The following is a 14,645-nucleotide window of genomic DNA, read 5'->3' as shown; positions in this document are numbered from 1 at the left end:
CGGAGAACGAGACCTCCAGCGCCTCGGCCGCACCCGCGGCCGGAGCCGCCTCCGGCGCGGCCGAGTTGGGCTTGACGGTGATGACCGGCGTGCCCTTGGAGACCCGGGACTTGGTGGTGTACGCGGCCGCGAACACCGACTGCGTCGCCACCGGACCCTCGGCACCGGCCTCCAGATCGATGGCGTCGGTGATGATGCCCGAGCCGATACGGACCGCCAGCCGGGCCGCGATCTCCTTGCCCTCCGCCGAGGACGGGAACAGGACGGCGGCCGGACTCACGGCCTGGTACGCCGCCTGGAGCGCGTCCACCTTCGGTACCACGAGGTAGTCGGCGAACTCCGGGGCATCGGCGGTCAGCACCCGCACCGCGCCGTACTCGGCGAGGGTGGCGGCGGTCTCCGCCGCACCGGCGCCCAGGGCGACGGCGACGGGCTCGCCAACGCGGCGGGCCAGCGTCAGCAGCTCCAGAGTGGGCTTGCGGACGGCACCGTCCACGTGGTCGACATAGACGAGGACTTCAGCCATGGGACTTCTTCTCTCCTGCGATGCGAGGTGTCTAGGGGGCAGTGAGCAGTGGGGCTCAGATGAACTTCTGGCCCGCCAGGAACTCCGCGAGCTGCTTGCCGCCCTCGCCCTCGTCCTTGACGATCGTGCCCGCCGTGCGGGCCGGGCGCTCCTCGGCGCCGTCGACCTTCGTCCAGGCGCCCTCCAGACCGACGTCCTCGGCCTCGATGTCGAGGTCGGACAGGTCCCAGGAGGTCACCGGCTTCTTCTTGGCCGCCATGATGCCCTTGAACGACGGGTAGCGGGCCTCGCCCGACTGGTCGGTCACCGACACGACCGCCGGAAGCGACGCCTGAAGGTGCTCGGTCGCCGTGTCGCCGTCCCGGCGGCCCTTGACCGTGCCGTCCTCCACCGAGACCTCCGACAGCAGCGTGACCTGCGGGACGCCCAGGCGCTCGGCGAGGGTCGCCGGCAGCACGCCCATCGTGCCGTCCGTGGAGGCCATACCGCAGATGACCAGGTCGTAACCGGTCTTCTCGACCGCCTTGGCCAGCACCAGCGAGGTGCCCAGCGCATCCGTGCCGTGCAGATCGTCGTCCTCGACGTGCACGGCCTTGTCGGCACCCATCGACAGCGCCTTGCGCAGCGCGTCCTTGGCGTCCTCCGGACCCACGGTCAGCACCGTGATCTCCGCGTCGTCCGCCTCGCCCGCGATCTGAAGGGCCTGCTCGACCGCGTACTCGTCCAGCTCCGAGAGCAGGCCGTCCACATCGTCACGGTCGAGCGTCAGGTCCTCGGCGAAGTGCCGATCGCCAGTGGCGTCGGGCACGTACTTCACACAGACAACGATCCTCAAGCTCACGCCGGCTCTCCTACTGCATCGTCTCTTCCGGGCTGCCTTGTGCTGGCAGCATAGGCGCCCTCGGGGGCTCTTCCCGGTCGGTTGGCGGCCGGGGGCTGCCCATGCACCGAACGAAATATTACTCGTCAGTACACCCAGGGTGTTCCCCGTACGCAACCCGGTTGAACTGTGACCTTGCCAACGGATGATCAGCGGAACGGCTCGGTCGCGTCAGTCGTAGCCCGTCAGTCGCGCAGCGCGTTGAAGCTTCCCTGGTGGTACAGGAGCGGACGACCGGCTCCCGCCGGGTCGCCCGCGACCACCTCGCCGATCACCACGCGATGGTCACCGGCGGGTATCCGGGCCACCACCCGGCACACCACCCACGCCAGCACCCCGTCCAGCACCGGCACCCCCTCGGGCCCGGTGCGCCAGCCGGTGCCCGGGCCGAAGCGGTCCGCGCCGCTGCGCGCGAAGGTCGCGGCCAGCTCCCGCTGATGCTCGCCCAGGACATGCACGCCGACGTACTCGGCCTCGGCGATCACCGGCCAGCTGGAGGAGCCCTTGCCGACACCGAAGGAGAGCAGCGGCGGCTCGGCGGCGACGGAGGCCAGGGACGTCGCGGTGAAGCCGACGGGGTGCGCCCCTTGTGCAGTGATCACCGCGACACCGGCGGCGTGCCTGCGGAAGACGGAACGGAAGAGTTCGGGGGCGCTGAGCCGGGGCGTGCCGAGGTCGGGGGAAGCGGTCATGAACATGCCCTTCTGCGGTGGGGTACGAGCGGGGGGAGCCGTACTGTCGTCGTCGCTCACCCGCCCGGACACCGCGCACTCGCGGTCCGCATGAGGTCCACGTGTACGCGTCCATAGAGAAGAAGAAGTCCAGGCCGCATGACGTCACCCTGACGATGCCCGCAGCACACCGTCAAGTGCGGACCGGTGGACGGGATTCCGCCAGGGGGCCGGGCGCCGGGATCTCACACCGGGTCAGACCGCCTCGCCCAGGGCGGCGATGACGTCCGCGGTCCGCGGCTGTCCGGCCGCGCGGCGCACGACCCGGCCGTCCGCGTCGAGCACCAGCACGGTGGGCGTCCGCACGATGTCCAGCATCCGTACGAGGTCCAGCTGCGCCTCGGCGTCGATGTCGACATGGGCCACGCCGTCGACCATCTGGGCCACCTCGGCCAGGACCCGCCGGGTAGCCCGGCAGGGCTGGCAGAAGGCGCTGGAGAACTGGACGAGGGTGGCCCGGGCGCCCAGCTCCGCTCCGAGCTGGGCGGATTCGAGCCGTTCGCCCCCGTCTGTCTCGCTCTGCCCCTGCTCGTTTCGCACGCTGTCCTCCGGATCGACGCCGTCATAGAGTGCAGCGACATGGAGCTTTAGGGGATTCCCCAGGGCACTACGTGATGAGAATCTCGCGTGATGGTGGGGACCCGCGCTAGCACAGAGAGATGACATAGGGCACCATCTGCCAGAAGCCGGGAAACCTACGGCTGCGTAACTTCCGCCGGGAGAGCCCTCCCAGGGAAAACGATGAAGGGTCCCTCTATGGCAGAGCTCGTCTATCCGCCGGTGATCGGCGCGGCCCGCACCATGTTCAAGGCGCTGGACCTGCGTATCGACATGAAGGGCATCGAGAATGTCCCGGAGCGGGGTGGCGCGGTTCTGGTGAGCAACCACATCGGCTATCTCGACTTCGTGTTCGCCGGGTTCGCCGCCCGTCCGGCGGGGCGGCTGGTGCGGTTCATGGCGAAAGAGGCGGTCTTCCGTCACAAGGTCTCCGGGCCGCTGATGCGGGCCATGAAGCACATCCCGGTGGACCGGGCCGCGGGTATGGACGCGTACAAGCACGCCCTGAAGGCCCTGCGCTCCGGCGAGATCATCGGCGTCTTCCCCGAGGCGACCATCTCGCGCTCGTTCGCCCTCAAGAACTTCAAGTCGGGTGCGGCCCGGCTGGCCCAGGAGGCAGGCGTTCCGCTGCTGCCGATGGCGCTGTGGGGGACGCAGCGGCTGTGGACCAAGGGCCACAAGCGGGCGCTGGGCCGCAACCACTTCCCGATCACCATGCGCGTCGGCGAGCCGATGGAGGCCGACCCGACCGAGCCGTCCGACACCCTGACCGACCGGATGCGGTCGCGGGTGCAGGAGCTGCTGGAGGCGGCGCAGCGGGCGTACCCGGTGCGGCCCAAGGGCCCGGACGACACCTGGTGGGTCCCGGCCCACCTGGGCGGTACGGCCCCCACCCCGGCGGAGGCCATCGCCCTGGACCGCGGGCGGTAATTCCTTCCGTGCCAGCGGCGGCCGTCCCTCCCGGCGGGGGGACGGCCGTTGCCGCGTCGGCTCCCGGAAGACGCCGCCTGGCGCTTCACCTCTAACACTTCATCTCTAGCGCTTCATCTCTAGCGCTTCATCTCTTCCTGAAGGGCTGCCACGAAGCCGTCGACGTCCTCTTCCCTGGTGTCGAAGGAGCACATCCACCGCACGTCGCCCGCCGCCTCGTCCCAGAAGTAGAAGCGGTACCGCTTCTGGAGGCGTTCGCTCACGTCGTGCGGCAGCCGGGCGAAGACCGCGTTGGCCTGGACGGGGTGCAGGATCGTTACGCCGTCGACCGCGCGCACCCCCTCGGCGAGCCGCTGGGCCATCGCGTTGGCGTGGCGCGCGTTGCGCAGCCACAGATCGCGCGCGAGCAGGGCCTCCAGCTGGACGGAGACGAACCGCATCTTGGACGCCAGCTGCATGGACAGCTTGCGCAGATGCTTCATGGCGCGCACCGCGTCCGGGTCGAGGACGACGACGGCCTCACCGAAGAGCATGCCGTTCTTCGTGCCGCCGAAGGACAGTACGTCCACGCCCGCCACATTGGTGAACGAGCGCATCGGCACGTCCAGCGCCGCGGCCGCGTTGGCTATCCGGGCCCCGTCGAGGTGGACCTTCATGCCGCGCTCATGGGCGTGCTCGCAGATCGCGCGGATCTCGTCCACCGTGTAGACGGTGCCCAGCTCGGTGTTCTGGGCGATCGAGACGACCTGCGGCATCGCCCGGTGCTCGTCGTCCCAGCCGTACGCCTCGCGGTCGATGAGGTCGGGGGTGAGCTTGCCGTCCTCGGTGGGCACGGTGAGCAGCTTCAGCCCGCCGACCCGCTCGGGCGCGCCGCATTCGTCGACGTTGATGTGCGCGGTGTCGGCGCAGATGACCGCACCCCAGCGGTCGGTGAGCGCCTGGAGCGCGACGACGTTGGCGCCGGTGCCGTTGAAGACCGGGAACGCCTGTGCGTACGGGCCGAAGTGGCTGCGCATGACGTGCTGGAGGTGCGCGGTGTAGTCGTCCCCGCCGTAGGCGACCTGATGGCCGCCGTTGGCGAGGGCGAGCGCGGCGAGGATCTCCGGGTGGCCGCCCGCGTAGTTGTCACTGGCGAAGCCGCGCACCTCGGGGTCGTGATGACGGCGTGCGTCGGTGCTCACGGCTTGGGGGTCAGCCACTGGCGGGTTCCGTTCACTTCCCGGGCGGGCCGCTCCCAGACTCCGGTGATGGCCTCGGCCAGCTCCGTGACGTCGGTGAAGCCCGCGAACTTCGCGTTGGGGCGCTCCGCCCGCATGGCGTCGTGCACCAGCGCCTTGACCACCAGGATGACAGCCGCGGCCGCCGGGCCGCCCTCGCCCCCCAGCTTGCGGAAGGAGTCGCCGAGCGCGAGCGTCCACGCCTCGGCGGCGGCCTTGGCGGCGGCGTACGAGGCGTTCCCGGCGGTGGGCTGGGACGCCCCCGCCGCGCTGATCATCACGTAGCGGCCGTTGCCGGTGCGCCGCAGCGCGTCGTGGAAGGCGAGCGAGGTGTGCTGGGCGGTGCGGATCAGCAGATCGTGCAGGGTCTCCCAGTCGGCGAGGGGTGCGTCGGCGAAGGTCTTGCTGCCGCGCCAGCCGCCGACGAGGTGGACCAGGCCGTCGACCCGGCCGAACTCCTTCTCGGTCCGGTCGGCCCAGGCGCGGGTGGCGTTCAGGTCGAGCAGGTCGACGGTCTCCCCGGTGACGCGGGCGCCGCCGTGGGCGTAGCGCGCCGCGTCGACGGCCTCGGCCAGCCGCGCGGGGTCGGAGTCGGAGGCGACGACGGTGGCACCGGCCTCGGCGAGGCGGAGCAGCGTGGCGCGGCCCGCCGGGCCCGCCGCACCGGCCACCGCCACCACGGCGCCGTCCAGCGGCGTCCGGCCGCCCGGCTCGTTCGGGCTCGGGCTCGACGTCGGTGTGGTCATGCTCGGTGTCTCCTCATCGTCCGGTGCCATGTCGTCTCGTCCGGTGCCGGGTCTGTTGTCCGGCGCCGTGCCGTGCGGTGCTGTGGGGCGGTCCGTCGCGTTCCGGCTCACGCCGCCGCTGGTACGTCGTCGTCGCCGGCCGTGATGCCCTTGGTAGAGGCGACCACGTCCCGCAGCTTCTTGGCGAGCGCCTCGTAGAACATGCTCAGCGGAAACTCGTCGGGGAGCACGTCGTCGACGAGCTTGCGCGGCGGCTGGGTCAGGTCCAGCGCGTCGGGGCCCTTGGCCCAGACGGAGCCGGGGTGCGGGGCGAGATAGGTCGACACCAGCTCGTACGCCTTGAACCAGTGGACGAGCTTGGGCCGGTCGATGCCGTCCCGGTACAGCTTCTCGATCTCGCCGCACAGCTGGTTGGTGACCTGCGAGGCGCGCGACCAGTCGATGTGCAAGGTGTTGTCCGTCCAGCGTACGACGTCGTGCTGGTGGAGGTAGGCGAAGAGCAACTGACCGCCGAGGCCGTCGTAGTTGCGGACCCGTTCGCCGGTGACGGGGAACCGGAACATCCGGTCGAAGATCACGGCGTACTGGACGTCACGGGCCTGCGCGAGCCCCTCCGCGTCGAGCTTCACGGCCTCCTTGAAGGCGGTGAGGTCGCAGCGCAGCTCCTCCAAGCCGTACATCCAGAACGGCTGGCGCTGCTTGATCATGAAGGGGTCGAACGGCAGGTCGCCATGGCTGTGGGTGCGGTCGTGGACCATGTCCCACAGGGCGAACGCCTCCTGGCAGCGCCGCTGGTCGGCGAGCATGTCCCGGATGTCGTCGGGGAGTTCGATGCCCAGCGCCCGGACGGCGGCGTCGCTGACCCGGCGGAAGCGGGCGGCCTCGCGGTCGCAGAAGATGCCGCCCCAGGTGAAGCGCTCGGGGGCCTCGCGCACGGCGATGGTCTCCGGGAAGAGCACCGCGGAGTTGGTGTCGTAGCCGGAGGTGAAGTCCTCGAAGGCGAGGCCGAGGTAGAGCGGGTTGTCGTAACGGGTGCGCTCCAGCTCCGCCAGCCAGTCGGGCCAGACCATGCGCAGGACGACCGCCTCCAGATTGCGGTCCGGGTTGCCGTTCTGCGTGTACATGGGGAAGACGACGAGGTGCTGGAGGCCGTCGGCGCGCGCCTGGGCGGGCTGGAAGGCGAGCAGCGAGTCGAGGAAGTCGGGGACGCCGAAGCCGTCGTCGGCCCATCTGCGCAGATCGGCGACGAGCGCGCGGTGGTACGCGGCGTTGTGCGGGAGCAGCGGGGCCAGCTCCTCGATGGCCGCGATCACCCTTTCGAGCGTGTCGCGGGCGCGGTGGCGGGGTGGTGCACCCTCGGCGTCGAAGTCGATGGAACCGTCCTTGGACTGCCAGGGGCGAATCGTTTCTACAGCCCCTTTGAGGGATGGCCAGGCCGAGTGTTCGATCACACGCTCCGCAGGCAGAATGCCACCGTCCGCTATCACGGACGAAAGAATTTCCGTCATGACGACTCCTTCACCGGAGAACCTTCCGTATAGACACCGTATCCGTGGATGGCCCCGCCACTCAAGGCGGGGTAACGGAAATCGTCCTGCGGCACCTCCGTTCCGCCGCCGTTTTTCCTGCCCCATCCGCCCCGGACCATGCCACGGCCGCGCTTGAGCGGCCCTGCCGGAGTCGGCCGTTAGGCTGAGCGCCGGTCCGGACAGCCCGTGACTCCACACACAACCGAAAACCGACAAAAAGCCCGACAGAAGAGCGAGATCACGTTGACCTTTCTCACCATCGGACACCGCGGAGTGATGGGCGTCGAGCCGGAGAACACCCTGCGCTCATTCGTCCGGGCCGAGCACGAAGGCCTGGACGTCATCGAACTGGACCTGCACCTCAGCAAGGACGGCGCGCTCGTCGTGATGCACGACGCCGACGTCGGCCGCACGACCGACGGCAAGGGCCCCATCAGCGACTTCACCCTCGCCGAGCTGCGCGAACTCGACGCCGGGGACGGCGAGCGCATCCCGGTCTTCGAGGAGGTCGTGGACGCCGTGAAGGCGCCGATCCAGGCCGAGATCAAGGACGTGGCCGCCGCCCGGGCCCTGGCGGAGGTGCTGACCAGCCGCGATCTGCTCGGCCGGGTCGACGTGATCTCCTTCCACGACGAGGCCCTCGCCGAGATCCGCACCCTGCTGCCCAGCGCCCGCACCGCCCTGGTGGCCAGCCGCTACGGGCTCGACGCCATCGACCGGGCGCACGCCGTCGGCGCCGGGATGCTGGTGCTCAACATCCGCCGGCTGACGCTGGAGCTGGTGGAGCGCGCCCACGCCGCCGACCTCAAGGTCATCGGCTGGACGGTCAACACCCCCGACCATCTGAAGCTGGCCCGCGGCCTCGGCCTCGACGGCGGCACGACCGACTTCCCGGAGATCCGCCGGGCGGTGCGCTACACGGCGTGAGGGCCCTCAGACCAGTGGCTTGACCAGCAGCTCGAACGCGAGATCGGGGCGGCGCGGCAGGCCGAAGCGCTCATCGCCGTACGGGAAGGGCGTCGTCCGCCCCGTACGGGCGTAGCCGCGCCGCTCGTACCAGGCGATCAGCTCCTCGCGGGCGGTGATCACGGTCATATGCATCTCGCGCGCGGCCCACTCGGCCGCCGCGAACCGCTCGGCCTCGGCGAGGATCACCCTCCCGAGGCCGCCGCCCTGCAGGCCGGGCCGCACCGCGAACATGCCGAAGTAGGCGTGTTCGCCGCGGCGCTCCAGCTGGCAGCAAGCGATCAGCTCGCCATCCCGCTCAACGACCATCATCCGGCTGTCCGCGCCCTTTACGACGGCCGTCACGCCCTCGGGGTCGGTGCGCTGCCCGTCCAGGATGTCCGCCTCGGTCGTCCATCCGGCCCGGCTGGCGTCCCCGCGGTACGCCGATTCGACCAGCGCGACCAGCGGCTCGATGTCGGCCTCGGTGGCCCCCCGGTAGGTGAGTGCGGGGGTGCCGGCGGCGGTGTTCGCGGCAGCGTTCGCGGCGGGGGTGTTCATGGCGGTGGCGTCCATGGCGCGGCATCCTCTCCCTGGCGGCCCGGGTGCCCTGCGCCCCACAGGCGGCGGGCGGCGGGCGGCAGGAACGGGCGGCGTGACGGAAAAAGACCCTAACCCCATCCCGCCCGGCCCGGGGTGCGTAGGGTCACGGGCATGGTGCACGTACTGAGCAGCCGCACACTGCTGCGGCCGACGGACCCCGACCGCTCGCGGACCTTCTACGGCGAGGCGCTGGGCCTGGCGATCTGCCGCGAGTTCGGGACCGGCCCCGAGCGCGGCACGGTCTACTTCCTGGGCGGCGGCTTCCTGGAGGTCTCCGGCCGCTCCGAGACCCCGCCCGCGCCGGGTCTCCAGCTATGGCTCCAGGTCGCGGACGCGGAGGCGGCCCACGACGAGCTGGCGGCCCGGGAGGTGGAGATCCTGCGACCGCCGAAGAAGGAGCCGTGGGGGCTGATCGAGATGTGGATCGCCGACCCGGACGGCGTACGCATCGCGGTCGTGGAGGTCCCCGAGGATCACCCGATGCGCTACCGGCCGGGACTCTGACGCCAAACGCGAAGACGCCCCGCCCGGGCATCCTCCCGAGCGGGGCTTGGTCACTGCGTCACAGGGCTAGTCTCCGCTCCGCCACCCGTGCCCGTACCGGCCCTCAAGCCCCTCGTCCAGGGCCTGCCTCGCGGGATCGGTCACGGCCCAGGAATGCGCGGAGGAATGGTGCTGGTGGAAGTAGCACGCATCCTCATCGCTGGGCGAGAGCGCTTCGCACGACAGCATGCGGACGAACTGGTGCCCGCTGTCGTCCCACATGATCCAGAGGGACAGGTCGTGCTCGAAATGCAGGTGGTCGGTGTGGCGACCGGCGTGGTTCTCGCCCAGCTCGCACAGCACGTACGGCCCGTCCGCGAGCAGATCGCACAGCGGATCTGCGGGCGGATCGCTGGATGTCAAAAGCTCCACCAATGCCTGTTCGAACGGTAGAGGCATCAGGGCAGTGCACTGCAGCACGTCGATCTTCCTTATAGAAAAGCCCCGCCCGGCGCCATGGGATGGCGCACGGACGGGGCGGTTGGTGAGGCTATGAACCTACGGAACGACGCCCGTACCACCGCACCTGCTGCACGGGATGGTGTACGTGACACCCTCATGGACGACCACCATCGCCACCATCCTCGGCCCACGTTGCCGAGTGCAGCCACAGGCGTTGTCCGGCCGTGGCGTCGGCCCCTGGAGCTTCTTGACGAGCGCCACCAGCCCCTCCCGACCGGGCTTCACCCACTGTATGGACATAGCCACCTCCCGTGACGATGGTACGGAGTTACCGACCGCAGATCATCCGTTCCCTAGTTCGGTCCGCTCGGGCCGTCGCCGTCCGGGTTGCCGGTACACGATCCTTCCGGACCGCCGGGGCCGTGCGTGCAGCTCGCGGCGACCGGGATGGTGGTGTCGTCCGGCGCCAGCCACAGGGCGTCGTCGACGGTGTACCCCGCCGCGACGATCGCCTGCCGCGTCCGGGTGATCGCGTCGGGGTTGTGGCGCGACGGGTCTCGCGGCTCGGGGGTGTGGTGGATGAACGTCCCGAGCTGGCTGCACAGCTTCTGGTAGACGCGGGTGTGCAGGATGAGCGTGTGCCACCCCTCGTCGACGACTCGGGACGGAACCAGCGGCTGAGGCGAATCCGCCACTGCCGCGAGGTACTTCACCGCCTCATCGACGATGCGACCGGCCATGTCCGAACCCAGCTCGGGGTTGTTGTTCACGACAGCGCCGACAACCGCTGCGCGGTCTGGGTCGGCCAGCAGGACTGTACCGTGGGTCATGCGTCTACCTCTCTGTTGGGTGGTGCGCGAACCTCGTCCCGGCACTGGCCGCCAAGCACGTGATCGGGACGGGGTCTTCATTGGGAAAGCCCTGGTGTCGCATAGGACGGCACCAGCGCCACCACTTGCCGAACGGGTCTTCCTCGCCCAACAAGTGAAGCTTGGGGATTGGCCCCCGCCCCGGATGACGTGACGGGGATCAGGACGGGGACCATGACCTGAACGCAGTCGACCTCAGCTGCTTCGGGCCGTCTTCCTGTCCGCCCGACGTTCCAGCGCCGGACGGTCAGGGGACTAAACGGGGCTACACCGGATGGCCGATCGGCGTCTCGGGCGAGACCGCACTCACCGGGCGCTGCATGCCCCCGATCACCTGCAGCGCATCGCCCAGCGTGCAGTGCAGAAGCACCGCGACCGCACGGATGTCGTCAGTGGTGGCGGTCTCGTTGGCCAGCATCTCCGCGGCCACCTGCATGACCTGCGGAGCAATGCCCACGGGGTGCGCCGCCGTCGAATCCTGGGCGGCCAGCGCCGGGCGGTCCATCAGATCCGAGAGCGCGGCCAGGAGTCCGTGGTTCATGCGATGCCGCCGTGCAGCATGAGCGTCACGCCCGGTGCGATCGTCTGACCTCGCCACCGCAGGACACGAGCCGGGGTTTCGGGCTTCTGCGGCGCCTCCACCGCCTCGTCCTGACTGGAGCGCAACGTCGGGAGCAACTGGCGCTGCCCGGCGTCGCACTCGTCGTCAACGGCCAGCACCACGCCGCCCGCGCCGCTGACGAGCTGCCGGAGACGGATGCTCGACTCGGGGTCGAAGGCGACGCGGTCCAGAGTCGAGACCAGGCAGACGATCCGACATCCCTGCCCCTCCAGGCTCATCGCGCCGACCATCCCCATCCAGCCCGGCCTGGAGCTTGCCACGGCAGCATCTCCGCGATCCACCCACTGACCGGCCACCTGCCAGCCTGCTCCGTCGGCGTATTTTCGGCAGAGGGCGATCCGCTCGTCGCCCGAGTCCTGCACGGTCACTTCTCGGTCGTAGATGAAGACGAGGGTGGGCTTCTTGCTGTTCGCGTCCATTCGGTGGCTCCCGGTCGTCGTTGCCGTTAGTAACCAGATAACTGCGGGAACACCGTGATCAGTTAACACAAAAGTTGCACAACGAGGCGTCAGATCTCGCTGGAGGGGCGGACGAACGACCGTTCACGTGCGAGCCTGTGGGCATGCACAGCACACCGTCAGCGGGCGAGAACATCGCGGTCTTGAGGAAGACCCGCAAGATGAATCAGGCAGCACTGGCGCGACGTATGGGCATCTCGCTCTCCTATCTGAGCAAGATTGAAGTTGGGCTTCGGCCTGCCACTCCACCGCTCGTTGCGGCGGCAGCCGCAGCGCTGAAGGTCACGACGGCACGCATCTACGGCGACCCGTTCGTCGAGCCGTCAGCCCAGCATGAGCTGCTGACCGAGCTTCGCACTGTGGTCCGTCGGCACACCTTGCCGCGAGAGGACGTTCCTCCCTCCAACGAGCTGGCGGCGTCGCTCGCACAGGCCGCACAGCTACGTGCGGACACGCGCTACGTAGAACTGCTCCAGCTCCTCTCTGCCCTGCTCGGACAGGTGACCGCGACGGCCATGGCGAGCGACGGTGACGCCGTGGCGTGGGGGCAGGTGGCCGACGTCTATAGCTGTGCGTACGCCGTCGCGCATCGATTCCGTCAGCCGGATCTGGCAGACATGATCGTGTCACGCCAGACGTGGGCAGCACAGCAAACGTGGAATCCGTCGGCCGAGGCAGCTGCTGCGTGGAATGAGGCGGGCACGTATCAGTCCGCCGGTGAGTACTCCGACGGCATGGCGATCATCGAGCGTGCGATCGTCCGTTACGAGTCCGCGCCCGGGGACGGCCTGGAGCACGTAGTCCACCTCGGATCGCTCCACCTACGCGGCGTCGTCCTCGCCTCTCGGCACGAGGACGCGAACGCCACCGCAGACCACGTACGTCGGGCGAAGGCATTGGCGGAGCGCGTCACGGGCCCTGACGTACTCCAGCACAACCTGACCTTCGGGCCGGGCAACACCGCGCTGTACGAACTTGCGGCGCAGATCGAGCTGAACGCTCCGGACAAGGCAGCGGAAGTAGCGGCGCCACTGCTCAAGAATCCTCCCTCAGGACTGAAACCCTCCCGCGTCGGTCGCCTGGCCATCGACGCTGCCCGCGCTCGTCTGGCGACAAAGGACCTCGTCGGGGCGGAGGATGCGCTGAAGTTCGCCTTCGCCGTTGCTCCTCAGATGGCGGAGATCCACCCGATGGCGCGGGAGGTATTGCGGGTGCTGTGGACCCTTCACCAGCGCAGCCGCCCGGAGCTGCTGGTTATGGCGAAGCGGTCCGGGCTGACGGACTGATCCGACCGGACGGCGTGCGCATCGCAGTCGTGGAGATCCCCGAGGACCACCCCCTGCGTTCCCGGCCGGGGCTCTGAGCCGGGCCTTTAAGCCACGCCGAGCAGGCGCAGCCCGGCCGCGGTGGCGGCCGCGGCCAGGACGACCACCAGGAATGGCGCCTTGCGCCAGGCGAGCACTCCGGCGACCGCCACCCCGGCGGGGCGGGCGAACCCGGCGGGCCCGTGGCCCTCGGTGAGCGCCGTCGTCGCCACGACGGCGGCCAGCAGGACGATGGCCGCCGTCTCCATCAGCTTCTCCGCCCGAGGCGGCAGCGTGATCCGGCTGCGCAGCAGCGGTCCGGCGAGCCGGAAGGCGTACGTACCGGCCGCGAGCGCGAGGATGGCGACGGCCAGCGTCAGGGAGCCGGGCACGGTCGTTCCTCCTCCAGGTCGTTGTTCTTCCTCGGGCCGACGGCGAGCGCCACCCCGGCCAGGGCCAGCAGGACGGGCACCCCGGCGGGCAGGAAGGGGGTCGTGGCCAGGGCGATGACGACGCCCGCCGGGACCGCCCGGCGCTTGTCCCGGTCGCGCAGCGCGGGCAGGACCAGGGCCAGCAGGATGGCCGGGAACATCGCGTCGAACCCGAACAGATCCGTGTCGTCGACGACCGTGCCGATCAGCCCGCCGGTCACCGCGCCCAGCGGCCAGCAGAGCAGCACGCCCAGGCCGCAGGCCCAGTAGGCGGCGCGCTGCCGTGCGATCCCGTCCTGGCCGAGGGCGAAGACGACGCTCTCGTCGTTCATCAGATGGGCGCCGAGGAGCCGCCGACGCCCGCGTCCGAGGACATCGGGCAGGGCCAGCCCGAACGGCAGATGACGTGCGTTGACCACCAGTCCGGCCAGCACCGCCGCGAGGGGGCTGCCGCCCGCCGCGATGAGCCCGACGAACAGGAACTCCGAGGCACCGGCGAGCACCAGCACGCTCAGCCCCGCCGGAACCCACAGCGGAAGACCCGACGCGACGGCGATCGCCCCGTACGACAGGCTGGTGACGCCGACGGCCAGGCAGACGAGCGCGATGTCCCGCAGCAGCACACGATCGAGCGTTCTCCATATCGAATGCATGACGTTTAGAATGAACACCGCAGAGCGCGTTCGTCAAACCGAACATCTACCGCCTGGAGCGAACGGATGGCACAGGAAGCACCGGCAGCGACTTCGAACCCTTCGTCGAAGGTCCCGATGGACTCGATCGCGGCCGTACTGCGACGCGAGCGCGGCCGGGCCGGGCTGTCGCTCACCGAGGTGGCCCGGCGCGCCGGAATCGCGAAGTCCACGCTGTCCCAGCTGGAGTCCGGCAGCGGAAACCCGAGCCTGGAGACCCTCTGGGCGCTGTGCGTCGCCCTGGACGTACCGCCCTCACGGCTCCTCGACCCCCCACGTCCCCGCGTCCAGGTGATCAGGGCCGACGAGGGCGTAAGCCTCGCCTCCGCACAGGCCGACTACCAGGCCGCCCTGCTCTCCGCGAGCCCACCCGGCACCCGCCGCGACGTCTACCGCCTCAACGCCGAACCCGGCGCGGTACGCGCCTCCGATCCCCACATGCCGGGCGTGGTCGAGCACGTCATCCTGTCCACGGGCCGAGCCCGGGCAGGCCTCGCCGAAGCCCCGGTCGAACTGCACCCCGGCGACTACGTCGCCTACCCGGCCGACCTGCCCCACATCTTCGAGGCCCTCGAACCGTCGACACGCGCGGTACTCATCTCCGAGCACCACTGACCCGCGCGGGGCGTCCGCGCGCTCCCCCGCTGCGCCAGTGCGCT

19 protein-coding genes and 1 pseudogene are annotated in these 14,645 nt (G+C 70.0%); 5 read left to right on the top strand and 15 right to left on the bottom strand.

The window, feature by feature from the left end:
• The 5 genes and pseudogenes from ABZ370_RS19680 to ABZ370_RS19660 all read right to left on the bottom strand — a co-directional run.
• Positions 1-526, bottom strand: a pseudogene (locus ABZ370_RS19680) (electron transfer flavoprotein subunit alpha/FixB family protein); the annotation flags it as partial.
• Between the two features lie 55 nt (positions 527-581).
• A complete protein-coding gene (locus tag ABZ370_RS19675; RefSeq protein WP_358622251.1) occupies positions 582-1,367 on the bottom strand; it encodes an electron transfer flavoprotein subunit beta/FixA family protein in 786 nt (261 codons plus the stop codon).
• 224 nt (positions 1,368-1,591) lie between these two features.
• Complete coding sequence (locus ABZ370_RS19670) at positions 1,592-2,098, bottom strand: flavin reductase family protein (RefSeq protein WP_358622249.1); 507 nt, start codon at positions 2,096-2,098, stop codon at positions 1,592-1,594.
• Between the two features lie 56 nt (positions 2,099-2,154).
• On the bottom strand, positions 2,155-2,238 hold the full coding sequence (locus ABZ370_RS19665; protein ID WP_358622293.1) for a putative leader peptide: 84 nt from the start codon (positions 2,236-2,238) through the stop codon (positions 2,155-2,157).
• Positions 2,239-2,332: 94 nt separating this feature from the next.
• Positions 2,333-2,677, bottom strand: coding sequence for a thioredoxin family protein (locus ABZ370_RS19660; RefSeq protein WP_358622247.1), 345 nt, complete (start codon positions 2,675-2,677; stop codon positions 2,333-2,335).
• Positions 2,678-2,893: 216 nt separating this feature from the next.
• Between ABZ370_RS19660 and ABZ370_RS19655 the strand changes: the two genes are divergently transcribed.
• A complete protein-coding gene (locus tag ABZ370_RS19655; protein WP_358622244.1) occupies positions 2,894-3,625 on the top strand; it encodes a lysophospholipid acyltransferase family protein in 732 nt (243 codons plus the stop codon).
• 119 nt (positions 3,626-3,744) lie between these two features.
• On the opposite strand, the gene ABZ370_RS19650 is transcribed toward ABZ370_RS19655, so the two are convergent.
• The 3 genes from ABZ370_RS19650 to ABZ370_RS19640 form a co-directional block, all read right to left on the bottom strand.
• Positions 3,745-4,806, bottom strand: coding sequence for a low specificity L-threonine aldolase (locus tag ABZ370_RS19650; RefSeq protein WP_358622241.1), 1,062 nt, complete (start codon positions 4,804-4,806; stop codon positions 3,745-3,747).
• On the bottom strand, positions 4,803-5,588 hold the full coding sequence (locus ABZ370_RS19645; RefSeq protein ID WP_358622238.1) for an SDR family NAD(P)-dependent oxidoreductase: 786 nt from the start codon (positions 5,586-5,588) through the stop codon (positions 4,803-4,805). Before ABZ370_RS19645 ends, ABZ370_RS19650 begins: the two co-directional genes overlap by 4 nt.
• A gap of 107 nt (positions 5,589-5,695) precedes the next feature.
• On the bottom strand, positions 5,696-7,096 hold the full coding sequence (locus ABZ370_RS19640) for a DUF6421 family protein (RefSeq protein ID WP_358622236.1): 1,401 nt from the start codon (positions 7,094-7,096) through the stop codon (positions 5,696-5,698).
• A gap of 264 nt (positions 7,097-7,360) precedes the next feature.
• On the opposite strand from ABZ370_RS19640, the gene ABZ370_RS19635 reads away from it, so the two are divergent.
• Complete coding sequence (locus ABZ370_RS19635) at positions 7,361-8,044, top strand: glycerophosphodiester phosphodiesterase family protein (RefSeq protein WP_358622234.1); 684 nt, start codon at positions 7,361-7,363, stop codon at positions 8,042-8,044.
• Positions 8,045-8,050: 6 nt separating this feature from the next.
• Here the strand turns inward: ABZ370_RS19635 and ABZ370_RS19630 are convergent, their stop codons facing one another.
• A complete protein-coding gene (locus ABZ370_RS19630; protein WP_358622291.1) occupies positions 8,051-8,623 on the bottom strand; it encodes a GNAT family N-acetyltransferase in 573 nt (190 codons plus the stop codon).
• Positions 8,624-8,776: 153 nt separating this feature from the next.
• Between ABZ370_RS19630 and ABZ370_RS19625 the strand changes: the two genes are divergently transcribed.
• Complete coding sequence (locus ABZ370_RS19625; RefSeq protein ID WP_358622231.1) at positions 8,777-9,169, top strand: VOC family protein; 393 nt, start codon at positions 8,777-8,779, stop codon at positions 9,167-9,169.
• Positions 9,170-9,235: 66 nt separating this feature from the next.
• Here ABZ370_RS19625 and ABZ370_RS19620 read toward each other — a convergent pair whose 3' ends face one another.
• The 4 genes from ABZ370_RS19620 to ABZ370_RS19605 form a co-directional block, all read right to left on the bottom strand.
• The gene (locus ABZ370_RS19620; protein WP_358622229.1) at positions 9,236-9,607 is read right to left on the bottom strand and encodes a hypothetical protein; all 372 of its coding nucleotides are present in this window, start codon (positions 9,605-9,607) and stop codon (positions 9,236-9,238) included.
• A 356-nt stretch (positions 9,608-9,963) separates the two neighbouring features.
• Complete coding sequence (locus ABZ370_RS19615) at positions 9,964-10,440, bottom strand: hypothetical protein (protein WP_358622228.1); 477 nt, start codon at positions 10,438-10,440, stop codon at positions 9,964-9,966.
• Positions 10,441-10,744: 304 nt separating this feature from the next.
• Positions 10,745-11,020 (bottom strand): hypothetical protein, encoded by a 276-nt coding sequence (locus ABZ370_RS19610; protein ID WP_358622225.1) that lies wholly within the window; start codon positions 11,018-11,020, stop codon positions 10,745-10,747.
• A complete protein-coding gene (locus tag ABZ370_RS19605; RefSeq protein WP_358622222.1) occupies positions 11,017-11,520 on the bottom strand; it encodes a hypothetical protein in 504 nt (167 codons plus the stop codon). The genes ABZ370_RS19610 and ABZ370_RS19605 overlap by 4 nt, the downstream gene beginning before the upstream one ends.
• Positions 11,521-11,663: 143 nt before the next feature.
• Here ABZ370_RS19605 and ABZ370_RS19600 point away from each other — a divergent pair, with 143 nt between their 5' ends.
• Positions 11,664-12,845 carry a helix-turn-helix transcriptional regulator gene (locus ABZ370_RS19600; protein ID WP_358622221.1) on the top strand — a complete coding sequence of 394 codons (1,182 nt, stop codon included), beginning with the start codon at positions 11,664-11,666 and terminating at the stop codon, positions 12,843-12,845.
• An 86-nt stretch (positions 12,846-12,931) separates the two neighbouring features.
• Here the strand turns inward: ABZ370_RS19600 and ABZ370_RS19595 are convergent, their stop codons facing one another.
• Positions 12,932-13,255, bottom strand: a complete 324-nt coding sequence (locus ABZ370_RS19595) for an AzlD domain-containing protein (RefSeq protein ID WP_358622219.1) — start codon at positions 13,253-13,255, stop codon at positions 12,932-12,934.
• The gene (locus tag ABZ370_RS19590; protein ID WP_358622216.1) at positions 13,240-13,947 is read right to left on the bottom strand and encodes an AzlC family ABC transporter permease; all 708 of its coding nucleotides are present in this window, start codon (positions 13,945-13,947) and stop codon (positions 13,240-13,242) included. The genes ABZ370_RS19595 and ABZ370_RS19590 overlap by 16 nt, the downstream gene beginning before the upstream one ends.
• A gap of 117 nt (positions 13,948-14,064) precedes the next feature.
• Between ABZ370_RS19590 and ABZ370_RS19585 the strand changes: the two genes are divergently transcribed.
• Complete coding sequence (locus ABZ370_RS19585; RefSeq protein ID WP_358622214.1) at positions 14,065-14,601, top strand: XRE family transcriptional regulator; 537 nt, start codon at positions 14,065-14,067, stop codon at positions 14,599-14,601.
• The last annotated feature ends 44 nt before the right edge of the window (positions 14,602-14,645 follow it).

The sequence above is a fragment of the Streptomyces sp. NPDC005962 genome (assembly GCF_040629205.1).
Lineage (GTDB): Bacteria > Actinomycetota > Actinomycetes > Streptomycetales > Streptomycetaceae > Streptomyces.
The sequence above is the reverse complement of the archived record's forward strand: the minus strand, read 5'-3'. Positions and strand labels throughout refer to the sequence as shown.

Excerpts from the sequence above, each read along its gene's own strand:
- ABZ370_RS19670 (WP_358622249.1), bottom strand. The coding sequence starts at position 2,098 with ATGACCGCTTCCCCCGACCTCGGCACGCCCCGGCTCAGCGCCCCCGAA.
- ABZ370_RS19665 (WP_358622293.1), bottom strand. The coding sequence starts at position 2,238 with ATGCGGCCTGGACTTCTTCTTCTCTATGGACGCGTACACGTGGACCTC.
- ABZ370_RS19655 (WP_358622244.1), top strand. The coding sequence starts at position 2,894 with ATGGCAGAGCTCGTCTATCCGCCGGTGATCGGCGCGGCCCGCACCATG.
- ABZ370_RS19645 (WP_358622238.1), bottom strand. The coding sequence starts at position 5,588 with ATGACCACACCGACGTCGAGCCCGAGCCCGAACGAGCCGGGCGGCCGG.
- ABZ370_RS19640 (WP_358622236.1), bottom strand. The coding sequence starts at position 7,096 with ATGACGGAAATTCTTTCGTCCGTGATAGCGGACGGTGGCATTCTGCCT.
- ABZ370_RS19630 (WP_358622291.1), bottom strand. The coding sequence starts at position 8,623 with ATGAACACCCCCGCCGCGAACGCTGCCGCGAACACCGCCGCCGGCACC.
- ABZ370_RS19625 (WP_358622231.1), top strand. The coding sequence starts at position 8,777 with ATGGTGCACGTACTGAGCAGCCGCACACTGCTGCGGCCGACGGACCCC.
- ABZ370_RS19620 (WP_358622229.1), bottom strand. The coding sequence starts at position 9,607 with ATGCCTCTACCGTTCGAACAGGCATTGGTGGAGCTTTTGACATCCAGC.
- ABZ370_RS19615 (WP_358622228.1), bottom strand. The coding sequence starts at position 10,440 with ATGACCCACGGTACAGTCCTGCTGGCCGACCCAGACCGCGCAGCGGTT.
- ABZ370_RS19610 (WP_358622225.1), bottom strand. The coding sequence starts at position 11,020 with ATGAACCACGGACTCCTGGCCGCGCTCTCGGATCTGATGGACCGCCCG.
- ABZ370_RS19605 (WP_358622222.1), bottom strand. The coding sequence starts at position 11,520 with ATGGACGCGAACAGCAAGAAGCCCACCCTCGTCTTCATCTACGACCGA.
- ABZ370_RS19600 (WP_358622221.1), top strand. The coding sequence starts at position 11,664 with ATGCACAGCACACCGTCAGCGGGCGAGAACATCGCGGTCTTGAGGAAG.
- ABZ370_RS19590 (WP_358622216.1), bottom strand. The coding sequence starts at position 13,947 with ATGCATTCGATATGGAGAACGCTCGATCGTGTGCTGCTGCGGGACATC.
- ABZ370_RS19585 (WP_358622214.1), top strand. The coding sequence starts at position 14,065 with ATGGACTCGATCGCGGCCGTACTGCGACGCGAGCGCGGCCGGGCCGGG.